Source organism: Kitasatospora sp. NPDC048239, assembly GCF_043202015.1.
GTDB lineage: Bacteria > Actinomycetota > Actinomycetes > Streptomycetales > Streptomycetaceae > Kitasatospora.
On the sequence record NZ_JBICZP010000012.1, the window covers coordinates 119,934 to 134,666 of the forward strand.

The following is a 14,733-nucleotide window of genomic DNA, read 5'->3' on the forward strand; positions in this document are numbered from 1 at the left end:
GTGACGGGCCGTCGACCCGAAGCTGTATGGACATCTTCACGGTCGGGTGACGATGGACCGGCCGACCGCGAGGTCACCCTCCCCGGGTGCGGCCCAGCGTGTCGCACCCTTGGTCACACTCCGCACCCGGACGACCCCCTAGCGTGTCCAGCCTCAGGGCCCCGAATCCGGCCGTGCGGACGGCGAGTTCAGGAGTGAGATGCCGAGGAGACGCAGCAGCCGCAGAAGTCCCCGCCGGACCGTCCGGACCGCCGCGCTCGCACTGGTGCTGGCACTGGCGCTCACCGCCTGCGGCAGCGGCGGGGCGTCGACCGGCCCCGCCACCCTCGACTGGTACAACTTCCCCGACGACTCCGGCGCCCTCCAGCAGGCCGCCGACGCCTGCGGCCGGGCCTCCGGCGGCCGCTACACGATCCGCTACGACAGGCTGCCGCGCACCGCCGACGGCCAGCGCCAGCAGCTCGTGCGCCGGCTGGCCGCGCACGACGCGGGCGTGGACATCATGGGCCTGGACGTCACCTGGGCCCCCGAGTTCGCCGAGGCCGGCTGGATCCGCGAGTGGACCGGCGCGATGCGCGAGCAGGCCACCACCGACACCCTGGCGGCCGCCGTCCGGACGGCCACCTGGAAGGACCGGCTGTACGCCGCCCCGTACAACTCCAACACCCAACTCCTCTGGTACCGCGACGACCTGGTGCCCGTGCCGCCCCGCACCTGGGCCGAGATGCTGGCCCAGGCGGACGCCCTGGCCCAGGCCGGCAGGCCGCACTACGTCGAGGTGCAGGGCGCCCAGTACGAGGGGCTGACGGTCTGGTTCAACACCCTGGTGACCAGTGCCGGCGGGTCGGTGCTCACCCCGGACGCCACCGCCCCCTCGCTCGGCCCGCCCGCGGTCGCCGCGGCCGGCGTGATCAGGGACCTGGCGCACTCCCCCGCCGCCGACCCCTCGCTCGCCAACCAGATGGAGGACCAGAACCGCCTGGCGATGGAGTCCGGGACGGCCGCCTTCGAGCTCAACTACCCGTTCGTCTACCCGTCCATGAAGGCCAACCGGCCGGACCTCCTCCCGCACTTCCGCTGGGCGCCCTACCCGGCCGTGACCGCCGACCGCCCGGCGACCGTCACGATCGGCGGGATCGACCTCGCCGTCGGCGCCTACAGCCGCCACCCCGAGCTCGCCCAGGAGGCCGCGCTCTGCCTGCGCAACCGCGACAACCAGCTGGTCAACGCCCTCAAGGGCGGCCTGCCGCCCTCGCTGCGCAGCCTGTACACAGCCGCCGAGCTGACGGCGAGCTACCCCTTCGCCGCCGATGTGCTGGCGGCCCTGGACACCGCCTCCGTGCGCCCGCAGACCCCCGCCTACCAGAACGTCTCGATCGCCGTCTCGCACGCGCTCTCCCCGCCCTCGGCCGTCCGGCCGGAGAGCACCGTCTCCTCGCTCGGCGGCCAGCTCAGGGACGCACTCGGCTCGAAGGGGTTGATCCCGTGACCAGTCCGTCCGGCACCGGGCCGTCCGACAGCAGCCCACCCAAGGGCAGCCCACCCACCGCCGGTCCGTCCGCCCCCGTCCGGATGGCGCCGAAGGCGCTCTCCGCGGGCTCCCGCCAGGAGCGCCGGCTCGGCTGGCTGCTCTGCGCCCCGGCGGTGCTGGTGATGGCGACGGTGACGGCCTACCCGGTCGGCTACGCCGTCTACCTCTCCCTCCAGCGCTACGACCTGCGCTTCCCCCAGCAGGCCAGGTTCGTCTGGTTCGCCAACTACGCCGCCGTGCTGTCCTCGCCGTACTGGTGGCAGGCGCTCTGGGTGACGGTGGTGATCACGGCCGTCTCGGTCGCGATCGAGCTGGTGCTCGGCCTGGCGCTGGCCCTGGTGATGCACCGGGCGGTGTTCGGCCGGGGCCTGGTGCGCACCGCCGTCCTCGTCCCGTACGGCATCGTCACCGTCGTCGCCGCCTACTCCTGGCAGTACGCCTGGACCCCGGGCACCGGCTACCTCGCGGCCCTGCTGCCGGAGGGCAGCGCGCCGCTGACCGACCACTGGCAGGCCATCGGGCTGATCATCCTCGCCGAGGTGTGGAAGACCACCCCGTTCATGGCCCTCCTGCTGCTGGCCGGGCTGGCGCTGGTGCCCGGCGAGACCGTCCGGGCCGCGATGGTGGACGGCGCGACCTTCGGCCAGCGGCTGCGCCTGGTGGTCCTGCCGCTGATGAAGCCGGCGATCCTGGTGGCCCTGCTGTTCCGGACCCTGGACGCGTTCCGGATCTTCGACAACATCTATGTGCTGACCGGCGGTTCCAACAACACCGGCTCGGTGTCGATCCTCGGCTACGACAACCTGTTCACGGCCCTCAACCTGGGCATCGGCTCGGCGATCTCGGTGCTGATCTTCCTCTGTGTGGCGGCCATCGCGCTGGTCTTCATCACGGTGTTCGGCGCCTCGGCGCCCGGTGGCGAAACGGAGCGCCGATGACCGCCCGACAGACCCGCGCCGCGAGCGGCTGGGCCGTGGTCAACCTGCTGGTGGTGCTGTACGCGCTGTTCCCGGTCTGGTGGATCGCCGCGCTCTCCTTCAAGGACCCGAGCACGCTCTCCGACGGCAACTTCGTCCCCCGCGTGTGGACGCTGGAGAACTACCGCGGCATCTTCCGGACCTCCGAGTTCACCCGCGCCCTGGTCAACTCGATCGGCATCGCGGTGATCGCCACCACCATCGCCGTGGTGCTCGGCACGATGGCCGCCTACGCGGTGGCCCGGCTGCGCTTCCCCGGCAAACGGCTGCTGATCGGGATGTCCCTGCTGATCGCGATGTTCCCGCCGATCTCGCTGGTCTCACCGCTGTTCAACATCGAGCGGGTGCTCGGCCTCTTCGACACCTGGCCCGGTCTGATCATCCCGTACATGACCTTCTCGCTGCCGCTGGCGATCTACACCTTGTCGGCCTTCTTCCGGGAGATCCCGTGGGACTTGGAGAAGGCCGCCAAGGTGGACGGCGCCACCCCCGCCCAGGCGTTCCGGCTGGTGATCGCGCCGCTGGCGGCGCCGGGTGTGTTCACCACCGGGATCCTGGTCTTCATCTTCTGCTGGAACGACTTCCTGTTCGCCATCTCGCTGACCTCCACCAGCGCGGCACGGACCGTCCCGGCGGCGATCGCCTTCTTCACCGGCAGTTCGCAGTTCCAGCAGCCGACCGGCTCGATCGCCGCGGCCGCCGTGGTGATCACGGTGCCGATCGTGGTGTTCGTGCTGCTGTTCCAGCGGCGCATCGTGGCCGGCCTGACCGCCGGCGCGGTCAAGGGCTAGACGGACCCACAAGGGTTGGACGGACCCACAAGGGTTGGACAGACCCGGCACCCGCACCGCGGGTCCACCGACGGAGCCCGCCCCCGGCGGGCAGAGCGGAAGGCAGAGCGTGGCCGAGATCGTCCTCGACGGCATCACCAAGCGCTACCCGGACGGCTCGGTCGCCGTCCACGACATCGACCTGACCGTCGCGGACGGCGAGTTCGTGATCCTGGTCGGCCCCTCGGGCTGCGGCAAGTCCACCACCCTCAACATGATCGCGGGCCTGGAGGACATCACCGCGGGCACCCTGCGGATCGGCGGCCAGGTGGTCAACGACCGCGCGCCCAAGGACCGGGACATCGCCATGGTGTTCCAGAGCTACGCGCTCTACCCGCACATGAGCGTCCGGGAGAACATGGGCTTCGCGCTGCGGCTGGCCAGGACCGAGAAGTCCGTCATCCGGGCCAAGGTCGAGGAGGCGGCCCGGATCCTGGACCTCACCGAGCACCTGGACCGCAAGCCCGCCAACCTCTCCGGCGGCCAGCGCCAGCGCGTCGCGATGGGCCGCGCGATCGTCCGCGACCCCAAGGCCTTCCTGATGGACGAGCCGCTGTCCAACCTGGACGCCAAGCTCCGGGTGCAGATGCGCACCCAGATCTCCCGCCTTCAGCGCCGGCTCGGCACCACCACCGTCTACGTCACCCACGACCAGGTCGAGGCCATGACGCTCGGCGACCGGGTGGTGGTGATGCGCGGCGGCGTCGTCCAACAGGTCGGCTCGCCACAGCAGTTGTACGACGAGCCGGTCAACCTGTTCGTCGCCGGGTTCATCGGCTCGCCGGGCATGAACTTCCTGGACGCCTCGCTGGAGCAGGACGTGCTGCGCACCGCCCTCGGCGACCTGCCCTTGGACGACCGGGCCCGCCGGCGGCTCGCCCGGGCCGACGCGCCGCGCCGGCTGGTGGTCGGCATCCGGCCGGAGGACTTCGAGGACGCGGCGCTGCTCCCGCCCCCGGAGGCCGGTCGGCCGCAGCGCGGCCGGACGGCGACGGTGGGCATCGAGGTGGTGGAGTCGGTGGGCTCCGACGTCTTCGTGCACTTCACGGTGGAGGGCGAGGCGGTACCGGCCGCCGGCGGCCTGGCGGAGCTCGCGGTGGACAGCGGGGCGGCGGACACCGGCGCGCGCGGGCGGCAGGTGGTGGCCAGGATCGGCACCGCCACCCGGGCCGCCGAGGGCTCGCCGCTGGAGCTGTGGCTCGACACCGACCGGCTGCACGTCTTCGACCCGGCCTCCGGCGCCAACCTGACCCACCCGGGCAGCTGAGCCGCACCCGGCGCGCTCCCGACATGCCCGTTCGGCCGATTGGGGCGATCATGGGGAGGCCGCGCCCTGTGCGGCCGGCGCCCCGCCCACGGAAAGGTCGACCGCGATGTTCCAGCTCCTGTGGATTCTGCTCATCGGCTTCGTACTGGGTCTGCTCGCCAAACTGATCCTGCGCGGACCGCAGTCGATCCCGTGGTGGCTGACCATGCTGCTCGGTGCCGCCGGCGCCTGGCTCGGCAACGCGGTCGCCGGCTGGATCGGCGTCGCCCACACCAGCGGGATCGACTGGATCCGCCACGCGCTGCAGCTCGGCTTCGCCGTCGCCCTGGTGGCCTTCGTGGCCCCCGCCTGGAGCAGGTCCCACACCAGCCGGTAGACCGGACCGGGCGGCGCGGCGGGCGGTGCCTCGGCGCCGCCCGCCCCGCGGCGCTCAGCCGACGTGGACCCGGGGGCGCAGCGTGCGGTCGGGTTCGGCCTCCCGCAGCACCTCCCGGGTGACGGGGGCGACCTCGCCGTGGCCGAACAGGAAGAACCGCAGGAACTGGGCGAGCGGGTTGCCCTCGGTCCACTCGAAGTAGATGTGCGGCTGCTGCCCGGTGATGTCCCGCACCTCCAGCAGCAGCGCGGCCAAAGCGTTCGGCACGCTGGAGCTCTCCAGCGAGAGCACCCGGTAGCGGTCGTGCAGCACCTCGCCGCGGACCCGCAGTTCGGCCTCGAAGTCGGACGGGTCGAGGACGGTCACCTCGACGAAGACCAGGTCGTCCTCGGCGGGGATGTCGTTGTCCTCCCGGATCTGCCGGGCCTTGTCGCGGTACTCGGCGAGGTCGCGGCTGTTGGGCTCGTTGGCGATCAGCCGGATCGGGCGGTGGACGTAGTCGCGGACGAAGCGCTCGGCGACCACGTCCAGGAACACGTCGGTGACGCGCAGCTCGAACACCCGCTTGAGCCGGGAGAGCAGTGAGAGCAGCATGATGGCGGCGATGAAGCAGGCGCCGATCTTGACGCCGTCCGGCCGCTCGGCGATGTTCACGGCCGTGGTGTAGAGGAAGACCGCCGCGATGACGGCGAAGGCCGCGGTCCAGCGGTGCTGCCCCGCCTTGCGGGCGGCGATGGTGACGGCGATGGCGGCCGAGCTGATCAGCACCAGGACGCCGGTCGCGTACGCGCCGCCCTGGGCGTCCACGCTCGCGTCGAAGATCCAGGTGACCAGGAAGGCGATGCCGGTGAGGACCAGCACGGTCGGGCGCACCGCGCGGGCCCAGTCCGGTGCCATGCCGTAGCGCGGCAGGTAGCGGGGCATCAGGTTGAGCAGCCCGGCCATCGCGGAGGCGCCGGCGAACCAGAGGATCAGGATGGTGGAGAGGTCGTAGATGCTGCCGAAGGTGTTGCCGAGGTACTCGTGGGCCAGGTAGGCGAGGGCGCGTCCGTTGGCCGGGCCGCCGGGCTCGAAGGCGGCCTTGGGGATGAGCAGGGTGGTGATGAAGCTGGTGGTGATCAGGAAGACGCTCATGATCAGCGCGGCGGTGGTGAGCAGCAGGCGGGCGCCGCGGATCCGTCCGGTGGGGCGCTCCTCGGTGTCGCCCGGGTCGCCCTCGATGTGCGGCATCACCGCGACGCCGGTCTCGAAGCCGGACAGGCCGAGCGCCAGCTTCGGGAAGACCACCAGGGCCACGCCGATCATCGCCACCACGTTGCCGTGTTCGGCGGTCAGCGCGCTCGTCCAGTCGGTGACCAGGTCCGGGTCGCGCAGGACGTGCCAGAGGCCGTCCACGACCACGACCACGTTCAGGCTGAGGTAGACCGCCACCAGGACGACGGCCAGGCCGATCGCCTCGCTGAAGCCCTTCAGGAACACCCCGCCGAGCAGGGCGACCAGCACCAGCGTGATCAGCACCTGCCGGCCGGTCAGGGCGCTGTGCAGGTGCGGGTTCTCCACCAGGTGGGCGGTGGCGTCGGCGGCCGACAGGGTGATGGTGATCATGAAGTCGGTGGCGGCGAAGCCGAGCAGGGTCAGGACGAACAGCTTGCCCTTCCAGAACGACAGCAGCCGCTCCAGCATGGCGATCGAGCCCTGGCCGTGCGGGCTCTCCTGTGCCACCCGCCGGTACACCGGCAGCGCGCCCAGCAGGGTGACCACCACCAGCACGATGGTGGCCACCGGGGACAGCAGGCCGGCCGCCAGGGCGGCGATGCCGGGCTGGTAGCCGAGTGTCGAGAAGTAGTCCAGGCCGGTCAGGCACATCACCCGCCACCAGCGCTGGCCCTTGTGCGCGGGGGCCTGCGCGTGCGGGCCGGGGTGCTGCTTGGCCAGGTCGACCAGGCCCTCCAGCAGCCAGGCCCGCAGGCGCTGACGGGCCGACGGCGCGGGCCCTGGTGCGGCCGAAGCTGACGAGCCCACGTACTCCCCTGTCCTCTGGTCTGCCGGGTCCGGCGGTCTGCCGGTCTGCCGGCCGTCCGCTCCGCGGCCCCCGCCTCGGTGCCGGGCCGACTGCCGGGCCGGCGACCGGGCCGCGGGAGGTGGGGGACGGCCGTCCGAGCGCAGGCTATGCGAGCGGGGTGCCGGTGGCGCGCGAGCACCGCAGGTACCGGGTGCGCGTCACCCGTCCGCTACCCCGGACGGCCCAGCGGGGGCCCGCGCCCGGTCAGGGCGGAGCCGCTGAACGGGCGTGTGCCGACCGCCGCTAGACTTCCACGACCGAAGTGGACAACTGTCCTACAGGACACGGGCGCCGCTGTCGCGGGCCCGGCTGGAAATCGCGCGAGGGATTGAACATGGTCGAGGCCTCCCCCAAGGTCGTTGTCGTCGTACCCACGTACAACGAACGGGAGAACCTGCCGACTCTCGCGGCTCTGCTCGCGGATCTGAAGCTGCCGAACCTGCATCTGCTGGTCGTCGACGACAACTCCCCCGACGGCACCGGCGAGGTCGCGGACAAGCTCGCGGTGGAGTCCCCGGGCACGGTCGGCGTGCTGCACCGCACCGAGAAGGACGGCCTCGGCCGGGCCTACATCGCGGGCATGACCCGGGCCCTGGAGGAGGGCGCCGACGTGGTGATCCAGATGGACGCCGACCTGTCGCACCCGGCCTCGGTCGTCCCGGTGATGATCGAGACCCTCCTGGAGGGCGACACCGCCGTCGTGCTCGGCTCCCGCTACGTCCCGGGCGGCTCGACCGCCGCGGAGTGGCCCTGGCACCGCAAGGCGCTGTCGGCCTGGGCGAACTTCTACGTCAACACGATCCTCAGCCTCGGGGTCAAGGACGCCACCGCCGGTTTCAAGGCCTGGCGGGCCGACACCCTGCGGGCGATCGACCTGCCCTCGGTGAACAGCAACGGGTACTCGTTCCAGGTCGAGATGAACTACCGCGCCGTCAAGCGGGGCCACACCATCCGCGAGGTGCCGATCCGCTTCGAGGAGCGGATCAAGGGCGCGTCCAAGATGAGCCTCGGGGTGCAGGTCGAGTCGGCCCTCGCGCCCTGGAAGCTGCTGCGCGACGGCCGCCGCAAGCCGTAGCGGCCGCCCGCCCGTCCGGGCCGGCCGGGGGTCGGCCCGGCGGTCCCGGGCGGGGGCATTCGGGTGCCGGTCCGGCGGTTCGGCGGTGTGAAGGGCGGCGGCGGGGAAAGAAGGGCGGCATGTCCCTTCTCCCGGAGTCCCTCTCGGCCACGGTGCGCCGCGGCGCCAGGGAGCCCGCCGTCGTCCAGACGATCCGGGCCACGGTGGCCGCGACCCTCTCCTACGCGGTGGCACTGCAGCTCAGCAGTGAGCCGGCCCCGCTGACCGCGCCGCTCACCGCACTGCTGGTCGTCCAGGTCACGCTCTACTCGACGCTCACCACCAGCATCCGCCGGGTCAACTCGGTGGTGGTGGGCGTGCTGATCGCGATCGGGTTCAGCTCCGTGATGGGACTGTCCTGGTGGAGCCTGGGGCTGATCATCCTGGCTTCGCTGACGATCGGCCAGTTCGTCCGGGTGGACGAGTTCGTCCAGGAGGTGGCGATCAGCGCCATGCTCATCCTGGGCGTCACCCAGGTGGCCTCGCAGGCCTGGGACCGGGTGCTGGAGACGCTGATCGGCGCCGTCGTCGGCCTGCTGTTCAACCTGCTGTTCGCCCCGCCGGTCTGGGTGGACACGGCGGGCGAGTCGATCGAGGACCTGGCCCGGCGGGCCCGCCACCTGCTGCTGGGCATCGCCGAGGAGCTGGGCCGGCCCACCCCGGTGGAGCGCGCCGCCGAGCGGCTGCACGAGGCCCGCCGGCTGGACCAGGCCATCGCGGACGTGGACGGGGCGCTGCGGCAGGCCGAGGACAGCCTGCGGTTCAACCCCCGGATCAGCGAGGGGCTGCTCTCCCGGCTGGTGCTGCGGACCGGGCTGGACACGCTGGAGATCTGCGTGGTGGTGATCCGGGTGCTGGCCCGCTCACTGACCGACCTGGCCAAGCGGCGCGCCCCGGGCGAACGGCTGTTCCCGCCGGACGTGGCGGTGGCGCTGGAGGAGCTGCTGGGCCACATCGGCGGTGCGCTGGTGAGCTTCGCGGTCCTGGTCACCACACAGGTGAGCCGCAACGCCGAGGAGGCCGAACAGCGGCTGACCGCCGAGCTGGCGGCGGCCTGGGCCAGCCGGGAGAACGTCGCCCAGTTGCTGCTGCGGCGGGTGCAGGAGCATCCGGAGGCCTGGCAGCTGCACGGCGCGCTGCTGGCCGAGGTGGACCGGATCCTCGACGAGCTCGACCTCGAACACCGCGGCCGGCGGCTGATGGAGGAGCTGGACCGGGCCTCGGTGGCGAGCCGGGAGCGGTTCACCCGGCTCGCCCGGCTGCGCCGGCTGGCCCGGGGCGAGCGCCTGCGGGCCGACCGGCTGCGGCCCTCCTGGCTGCGCCGCCGGCGAGGCTGAACGGCCGGACCCGTCGGGTCCCTCGGACCGGACGGGTGGGCAGGCCGGAGGCGGTCAGCCCCGGGCGGCGTCGAGCAGCTGCTGGATGTCGATCTTGCGCATCTGCATCATGGCGGCGAAGACCCGGTCGGCCTTGGCCCGGTCCGGGTCCGCGACCAGGTCGAGCAGCACGCGCGGGGTGACCTGCCAGTTGAAGCCCCAGCGGTCCTTGAGCCAGCCGCACTGGCTCTCCTCGCCGCCGCCCTCCATCAGCCCGCTCCAGAGCCGGTCGACCTCCGCCTGGTCGTCGCACTCGATCTGGAGCGAGACCGCCTCGGTGAACGGGAACAGCGGGCCGCCGTTGAGGGCGACGAACGGCCGGCCGTCGAGCTCGAAGGCGACGGTCAGGACCTTTCCGGGGGTGCCGGGGCCCGCGTCGCCGTAGTGGGTGATCCCGGTGATCCGGGAGTTGGGGAGGAGCGAGGTGTAGAAGCGGGCGGCTTCCTCGGCCTGGTCGTCGTACCACAGGCATGGGGTGATGTTCTGCATGGAGCCGACGGTAGCGGCGGGCCCCCGGCCGGGCGGTGGCGCCACGGCCGGGGGTCACCGGTTCGGCGCCCCGGCCGCGGCCTGCGGTCAGGACACCGCGTCAGGACACCGCGTCAGGGCACCGCGTCAAGGGCACCGCGTCAGTGCACCGCGTCAGTGCACCCAGCCGGCGTAGCGCTGGGTGAAGCGCAGACCGGTGCCGGCCGTCACGACGACGTCGTAGCGGCCCTGCCGGTCCAGCGGCCACGCCAGGTTGACCTGCTTGCCGGGCTTGACCCACACCGTCTGGGCGGTGCCGGCGAAGTCGTTGGGCGCGGCGGTGAAGCCGAGGTCGGTGAGGCCGTCGTTGACCAGCTGGAGGGTCAACCGGGAGGAGTTGCTCAGATCGGCGGTCACGATCGGCACGCCGATGTCGTTCTGGCCGTCCTGGCCGTCGCGGATGACGGTGCCGGCGAAGCGGCGGACGAAGCCGTCGGGGCCGTGGACGGTGAAGTCGTAGCGGCCGTTGGTGCGGGCGGCGTCCCAGACGTGGCTCGCGGTGGCGCCCGGCGCCACGGTGTAGGGCGTGCCGGCGAACGGCAGCAGGATGTTCGGATAGACGGTGTAGGGGAAGGCCACCGTGCCGTCGTTGGTCATGGTGCAGGTGACCTTGCCGGTCCTGCGGTCCACCTCCACGTCGGCCCAGGGCTGGTACGGAAGATGGCGGTGCGGGCGATCGCCGCGCTCCTGGAGGGGCATGGACTGGGCGCCGACGGCGGGGAGTTGGACGCCGGGCAGCTTGGTACCCGCGTCCGCCCTGGCCATCAGGGCGTTGGTGTCGGGCAGCCCGGGAATCGTGTGGTCCGGCGCGGCGAAGTCGAAGCAGCTGGTGAGGTCGCCGCAGACCGAGCGGCGCCAGGCCGAGATGTTGGGCTCGGCGACGCCGGTGACCAGCTCCATGAAGCGCAGGACCGACGTGTGGTCGAAGACCTGGGAGTTGACGTACCCGCCGCGCGACCAGGGTGAGGCGACCCAGAGCGGTACCCGGTTGCCGAGGCCGATGGCGCGTCCCTGGGTGAACTCCTCGGGGGTGCCCGGCTCGGGGGTGGGCGGGACCATGTGGTCGAAGTAGCCGTCGTTCTCGTCGTACATCACCAGGAAGACGGTGTGCTGCCAGACGGCCGGGTTGGACATCAGTGACTGCAGCGCGGTGTTGACCCAGTGCGCGCCGTAGGCCGGGCCCGCCTCCGGGTGCTCGGAGAACAGGTAGGGCGCGACCAGCCAGGAGATGGTCGGCAGCGTGCCGTCCTTGCAGTGGGCGTCGAAGGCGGCCGGGTCGAACTTGGTCATCGCGTTGATGTAACGCGGGTCGGTGGCGGGGAAGTTGTGGAACTGCTTGAAGTAGGAGAGCGCGTTGTCGTCGTAGTCGCCGGTGCGGTCGTCCTTGCTGGGGTTGTGGTACACCCGCCAGGAGACGCCGGCCTGCTCCAGGCGCTCGGCGTAGGTGGTCCAGTCCGCGACCGGGTTGTCGGTGACGGGGGTGTTGTCGATCCACGGGCCGGTGGTGCCGTCCCGGCCCGGGCCCGCGGTGCCCGTCCAGAGGTAGAGGCGGTTGGGGTCGGTCGGACCCGCGAGGGAGGTGAAGTAGGCGTCGCAGAGGGTGAAGGCGTCGGCCAGCGCGTACTGGTAGGGGATGTCCTCACGGGTGAAGTAGCCCATGGTGCGCTCGCCCTTGGCGGCGATCCACTTGTTCATCGCGCCGTTGTTGATCGCCTGGTGGCCGGTCGCCCAGTCGTGCGGCAGGCCGCCGGCGTTCTGCGCGTTGTACTTCGAGGTGTCCATCCGGTACGGCAGCATCGCGCCGCCGTCGCTGCGGCGGCCGTCCGGCTGGCGGAACACGTCGGTGCCGTCCGGGAACTGGAGCGCCTGCCGGTCGCCGAACCCGCGGACGCCGTTCAGCGTGCCGAAGTAGTGGTCGAAGCTGCGGTTCTCCTGCATCAGGACGACCACGTGCCTGACGTCCTTGATGGTGCCGGTGAGCCGGTCGGCGGCGGGTGCGGCGGTGGCCGGTGTGGCCGGGAGGCCGGTCAGGGCGGCGGCGCCGACGGCCGCGGTGGCGCCGACGAAGGTGCGGCGGGAGAGCTCGGACATGGGGAACGGACCTCTCAGAGCTGGAAGGTGGCGACGGCGGCGGCGCAGTCGGACGGCCACTGGTTGGCGGCGACGGCGTCCGGGTCGGCTCCGGTGGCCGGCCAGTCGGCGACGAGCGTGTGCGCCTCGACCAGCTTCAGCGGGCCGGTGTACTGGACGTAGTCGATGCGGTCCTGCGGCTCGGGCTTGGCGCCGCGCTGCTTGCGGACCGGCGACCAGGTGGCGCCGGGGGCCTTCACCGGGTTGCGGTTCTCCTCGCGGAAGCTGTCGGTCAGCCCGGCGGCCTGCAGGGCGGTGGTGACCGGCCAGGCGAGCGGGCCGACCCCGCCGTGCGCGGCGGCGGTGGCCGCCGTCCAGTCCAGGTGGGACGGCGAGGAGAGCGCGCCGGCCAGGACCACCGGGGTGCGCCCGGCGGAGTCCGCCCTGATCGCGGCAGCCAGCGCCTCGGCCTGCCGGAACCGCGCGGAGGCCCGCTCGGCGGCCTCGACCTGGGCGGCGCTCAGGCCGTCCTGGACGGCGTACGGCCCGTAGTTCGCCTCGTCCAGGTGGGCGGCCCAGAAGCGGACGGTCCGGCCGCCGGGCAGCTGGACGGTGGCCCCGGCGGCCGGCAGCGCGGCCGTGACGGGGGTGACGGCGCTCAGCGGGTAGCGGCTGAGGATGCCCACGCTGCCCGCGCTCTGGTAGGCGTACCAGCCGAGCGCGTCGGCGAGCTCCTGGGCGGCGGCGCCAGCCGTCTCCTGGAGGGCGAGGACGTCCAGGCCCTGGGCGAGCACCACCCGCAGCTGCTTCTCCCGGGCGTCGGTGAAGGCGGCGCCCGCGTTGGCGAGGTTCCAGGCGGCGGCCTTCAGCCGCACCGGGGCGGCCGGGTCGACGACCGGGATCTGCACGGTCACCGTGTCGGTGGCGCCCGCGCCGTCCTTGACGCCGACGACGAGGGTCTCGGGGTTCTTCGGCGCGGTGGCGGGCGCCGTGCCGGTCACCTGGCCGTCCGCGCTGACGGCGGCCCAGGCCGGGCCACTGATCTTGCGGAAGGCCGCGGTGCCCGCCGGGTTCCCGGCCGGGCGGCACCAGAGTCCGCCGAGCTTCACGGAGACGGCGGCGCCGGGCGCGACGGGGGTGGCGGTGAGCGCGTCGACGGCGCTGTGCGGGCGCACCACGGCCGGCTTGGGGCGGAAGGAGAACGGCTCGGTCTGCGCGAGGATGCCGTAGCCGTCCTTGGCCAGCAGGTACGCCGTGTACGGGCCGCCGGTGAGTGCGGAGGTGTCGAGCTGGATGTCACCGGAGCCGCCCGGCGTGTACTTCCAGACCAGCGAGGAGCCGGTGCCGGGCTGGCGGGCGCCGTCGTAGACGCCCACCCAGTTCTTGGCGTCGGGCGCGTCGGTGCTCCAGTGGAAGGTGAGGCGGTCGCCTTCGGCGGGGTTGGCGGGTGAGGAGAGCGTCAGGGCGCTGCCTGCGGCCACGGTTGTCCTGTCCGCCGCGCTCGGGAGCCGGTCCGCGGGGGGTCGGGGGCCGGGCTCCGTCCGCGGCTGGTCACGGAGGTTGAGGGGTTGGCTTCCCACAGTTGGCTGTACAACTGGGGGCGCCCCAATTCATCCGAAAGCCAGCAACCGGGACATGAACGACGCATGACGGGACATCGGGCGGTTCGGGAACTCGGCGACCCGCCGCACCGGAGCGACCTGGCGCCCGGGCGCCGTCCGGGCGCCGTCCGCACCCTGGACAGCCGGGCTGGACTGGTCCACGATTCACCTCCATGACCCCTCCCCTGGTCCCCTTGGACTCCGTGCACACCGCGCTCCTCGACGCCGTCGTCGGCGCGGCCGAGGACACCGCGGCGCTGCTCCGCGACCTCCCCGACACCGGCGCGCCGATCCCCGGCGCCCAGTGGACCGTGGGCGAGGCCGCCGCCCATCTCGCCCTGGTCAACGAGCTGATGGCCGACCTGGCCGCGGGCGGGCAGCAGACCTACGGGGACGGCACGCCGGGCAGCCTGGCCGCGGCCAACGAAGTGGCCCTGGCCGCCTTCCCCGAACGGAACGCGGCGGTCCTCGCCGAGGCGATCGTCCGGCACGCCCGCGCCTTCACCGAGGCCTGCGCCGACCGCGCGGCGTCGGAGCCGGTGCTCACCCCGCTCGGGCCGATGGACCTCGACACGTTCGCCTCGTACCTGCTCACCCACATCCTCGGCCACGGGTACGACCTGGCCGTCGCGCTGCGGCGGCCGCACATGGTCGACCGCCACCGGGTGGAGCTGACCCTGCCGTTCCTGATGGCCGTCATGCCCCGGGTGCTCGACGCCCGCACCTCCGCCGGCCACACCGCCTGCTACGACCTCCGGCTGCGCGGCGGCTCCCGCTTCACGGTGACCTTCCGCGACGGCGCCGTCGAGGTCTCCCCCGGGCCGGCCGCCCGGCCCGACTGCACGATCCTCACCGAGCCGGTGGCGTTCCTGCTGCTCGCCCTCGGCCGGTGCAACCCGCTCGCCGCGCTGGCCCGCGGCAAGGTCCTCGCCTGGGGCCGTCGGCCCTGGCTCGCGCTGGGGTTCCCGCTGCTGTTCAAGGCGCCGTAGGGCCGGGCCGGC

The 14,733-nt window shown here is 72.7% G+C and carries 12 protein-coding genes; 8 read left to right on the forward strand and 4 right to left on the reverse strand.

Annotation, left to right across the window (positions count from 1 at the left end):
• Positions 1–199 precede the first annotated feature (199 nt).
• From ACGFZP_RS28075 to ACGFZP_RS28095, 5 genes are all read left to right on the forward strand, one after another.
• Entirely contained in the window at positions 200–1,489 is a 1,290-nt protein-coding gene (locus ACGFZP_RS28075; RefSeq protein WP_392938370.1) for an ABC transporter substrate-binding protein, read from the forward strand.
• Between the two features lie 83 nt (positions 1,490–1,572).
• Complete coding sequence (locus ACGFZP_RS28080; RefSeq protein WP_392938694.1) at positions 1,573–2,469, forward strand: carbohydrate ABC transporter permease; 897 nt, start codon at positions 1,573–1,575, stop codon at positions 2,467–2,469.
• Positions 2,466–3,299 (forward strand): carbohydrate ABC transporter permease, encoded by an 834-nt coding sequence (locus ACGFZP_RS28085; protein ID WP_392938372.1) that lies wholly within the window; start codon positions 2,466–2,468, stop codon positions 3,297–3,299. Before ACGFZP_RS28080 ends, ACGFZP_RS28085 begins: the two co-directional genes overlap by 4 nt.
• A gap of 109 nt (positions 3,300–3,408) precedes the next feature.
• Positions 3,409–4,605, forward strand: a complete 1,197-nt coding sequence (locus ACGFZP_RS28090) for an ABC transporter ATP-binding protein (protein ID WP_392938375.1) — start codon at positions 3,409–3,411, stop codon at positions 4,603–4,605.
• A gap of 106 nt (positions 4,606–4,711) precedes the next feature.
• Entirely contained in the window at positions 4,712–4,981 is a 270-nt protein-coding gene (locus ACGFZP_RS28095; protein WP_392938376.1) for a GlsB/YeaQ/YmgE family stress response membrane protein, read from the forward strand.
• Positions 4,982–5,035: 54 nt separating this feature from the next.
• On the opposite strand, the gene ACGFZP_RS28100 is transcribed toward ACGFZP_RS28095, so the two are convergent.
• Complete coding sequence (locus ACGFZP_RS28100; RefSeq protein ID WP_392938379.1) at positions 5,036–7,003, reverse strand: amino acid transporter; 1,968 nt, start codon at positions 7,001–7,003, stop codon at positions 5,036–5,038.
• A gap of 374 nt (positions 7,004–7,377) precedes the next feature.
• On the opposite strand from ACGFZP_RS28100, the gene ACGFZP_RS28105 reads away from it, so the two are divergent.
• Entirely contained in the window at positions 7,378–8,118 is a 741-nt protein-coding gene (locus tag ACGFZP_RS28105; protein ID WP_392938382.1) for a polyprenol monophosphomannose synthase, read from the forward strand.
• A gap of 119 nt (positions 8,119–8,237) precedes the next feature.
• Entirely contained in the window at positions 8,238–9,494 is a 1,257-nt protein-coding gene (locus ACGFZP_RS28110) for an aromatic acid exporter family protein (protein WP_392938384.1), read from the forward strand.
• A 54-nt stretch (positions 9,495–9,548) separates the two neighbouring features.
• Here the strand turns inward: ACGFZP_RS28110 and ACGFZP_RS28115 are convergent, their stop codons facing one another.
• The 3 genes from ACGFZP_RS28115 to ACGFZP_RS28125 all read right to left on the reverse strand — a co-directional run bounded on the left by ACGFZP_RS28115 (position 9,549) and on the right by ACGFZP_RS28125 (position 13,612).
• Positions 9,549–10,022, reverse strand: coding sequence for a VOC family protein (locus ACGFZP_RS28115; RefSeq protein WP_392938386.1), 474 nt, complete (start codon positions 10,020–10,022; stop codon positions 9,549–9,551).
• A gap of 153 nt (positions 10,023–10,175) precedes the next feature.
• Positions 10,176–12,152, reverse strand: a complete 1,977-nt coding sequence (locus tag ACGFZP_RS28120; protein ID WP_392938388.1) for a phosphocholine-specific phospholipase C — start codon at positions 12,150–12,152, stop codon at positions 10,176–10,178.
• A 14-nt stretch (positions 12,153–12,166) separates the two neighbouring features.
• Complete coding sequence (locus ACGFZP_RS28125; protein ID WP_392938390.1) at positions 12,167–13,612, reverse strand: endonuclease/exonuclease/phosphatase family protein; 1,446 nt, start codon at positions 13,610–13,612, stop codon at positions 12,167–12,169.
• Between the two features lie 293 nt (positions 13,613–13,905).
• On the opposite strand from ACGFZP_RS28125, the gene ACGFZP_RS28130 reads away from it, so the two are divergent.
• Entirely contained in the window at positions 13,906–14,721 is an 816-nt protein-coding gene (locus ACGFZP_RS28130; protein WP_392938393.1) for a maleylpyruvate isomerase family mycothiol-dependent enzyme, read from the forward strand.
• The last annotated feature ends 12 nt before the right edge of the window (positions 14,722–14,733 follow it).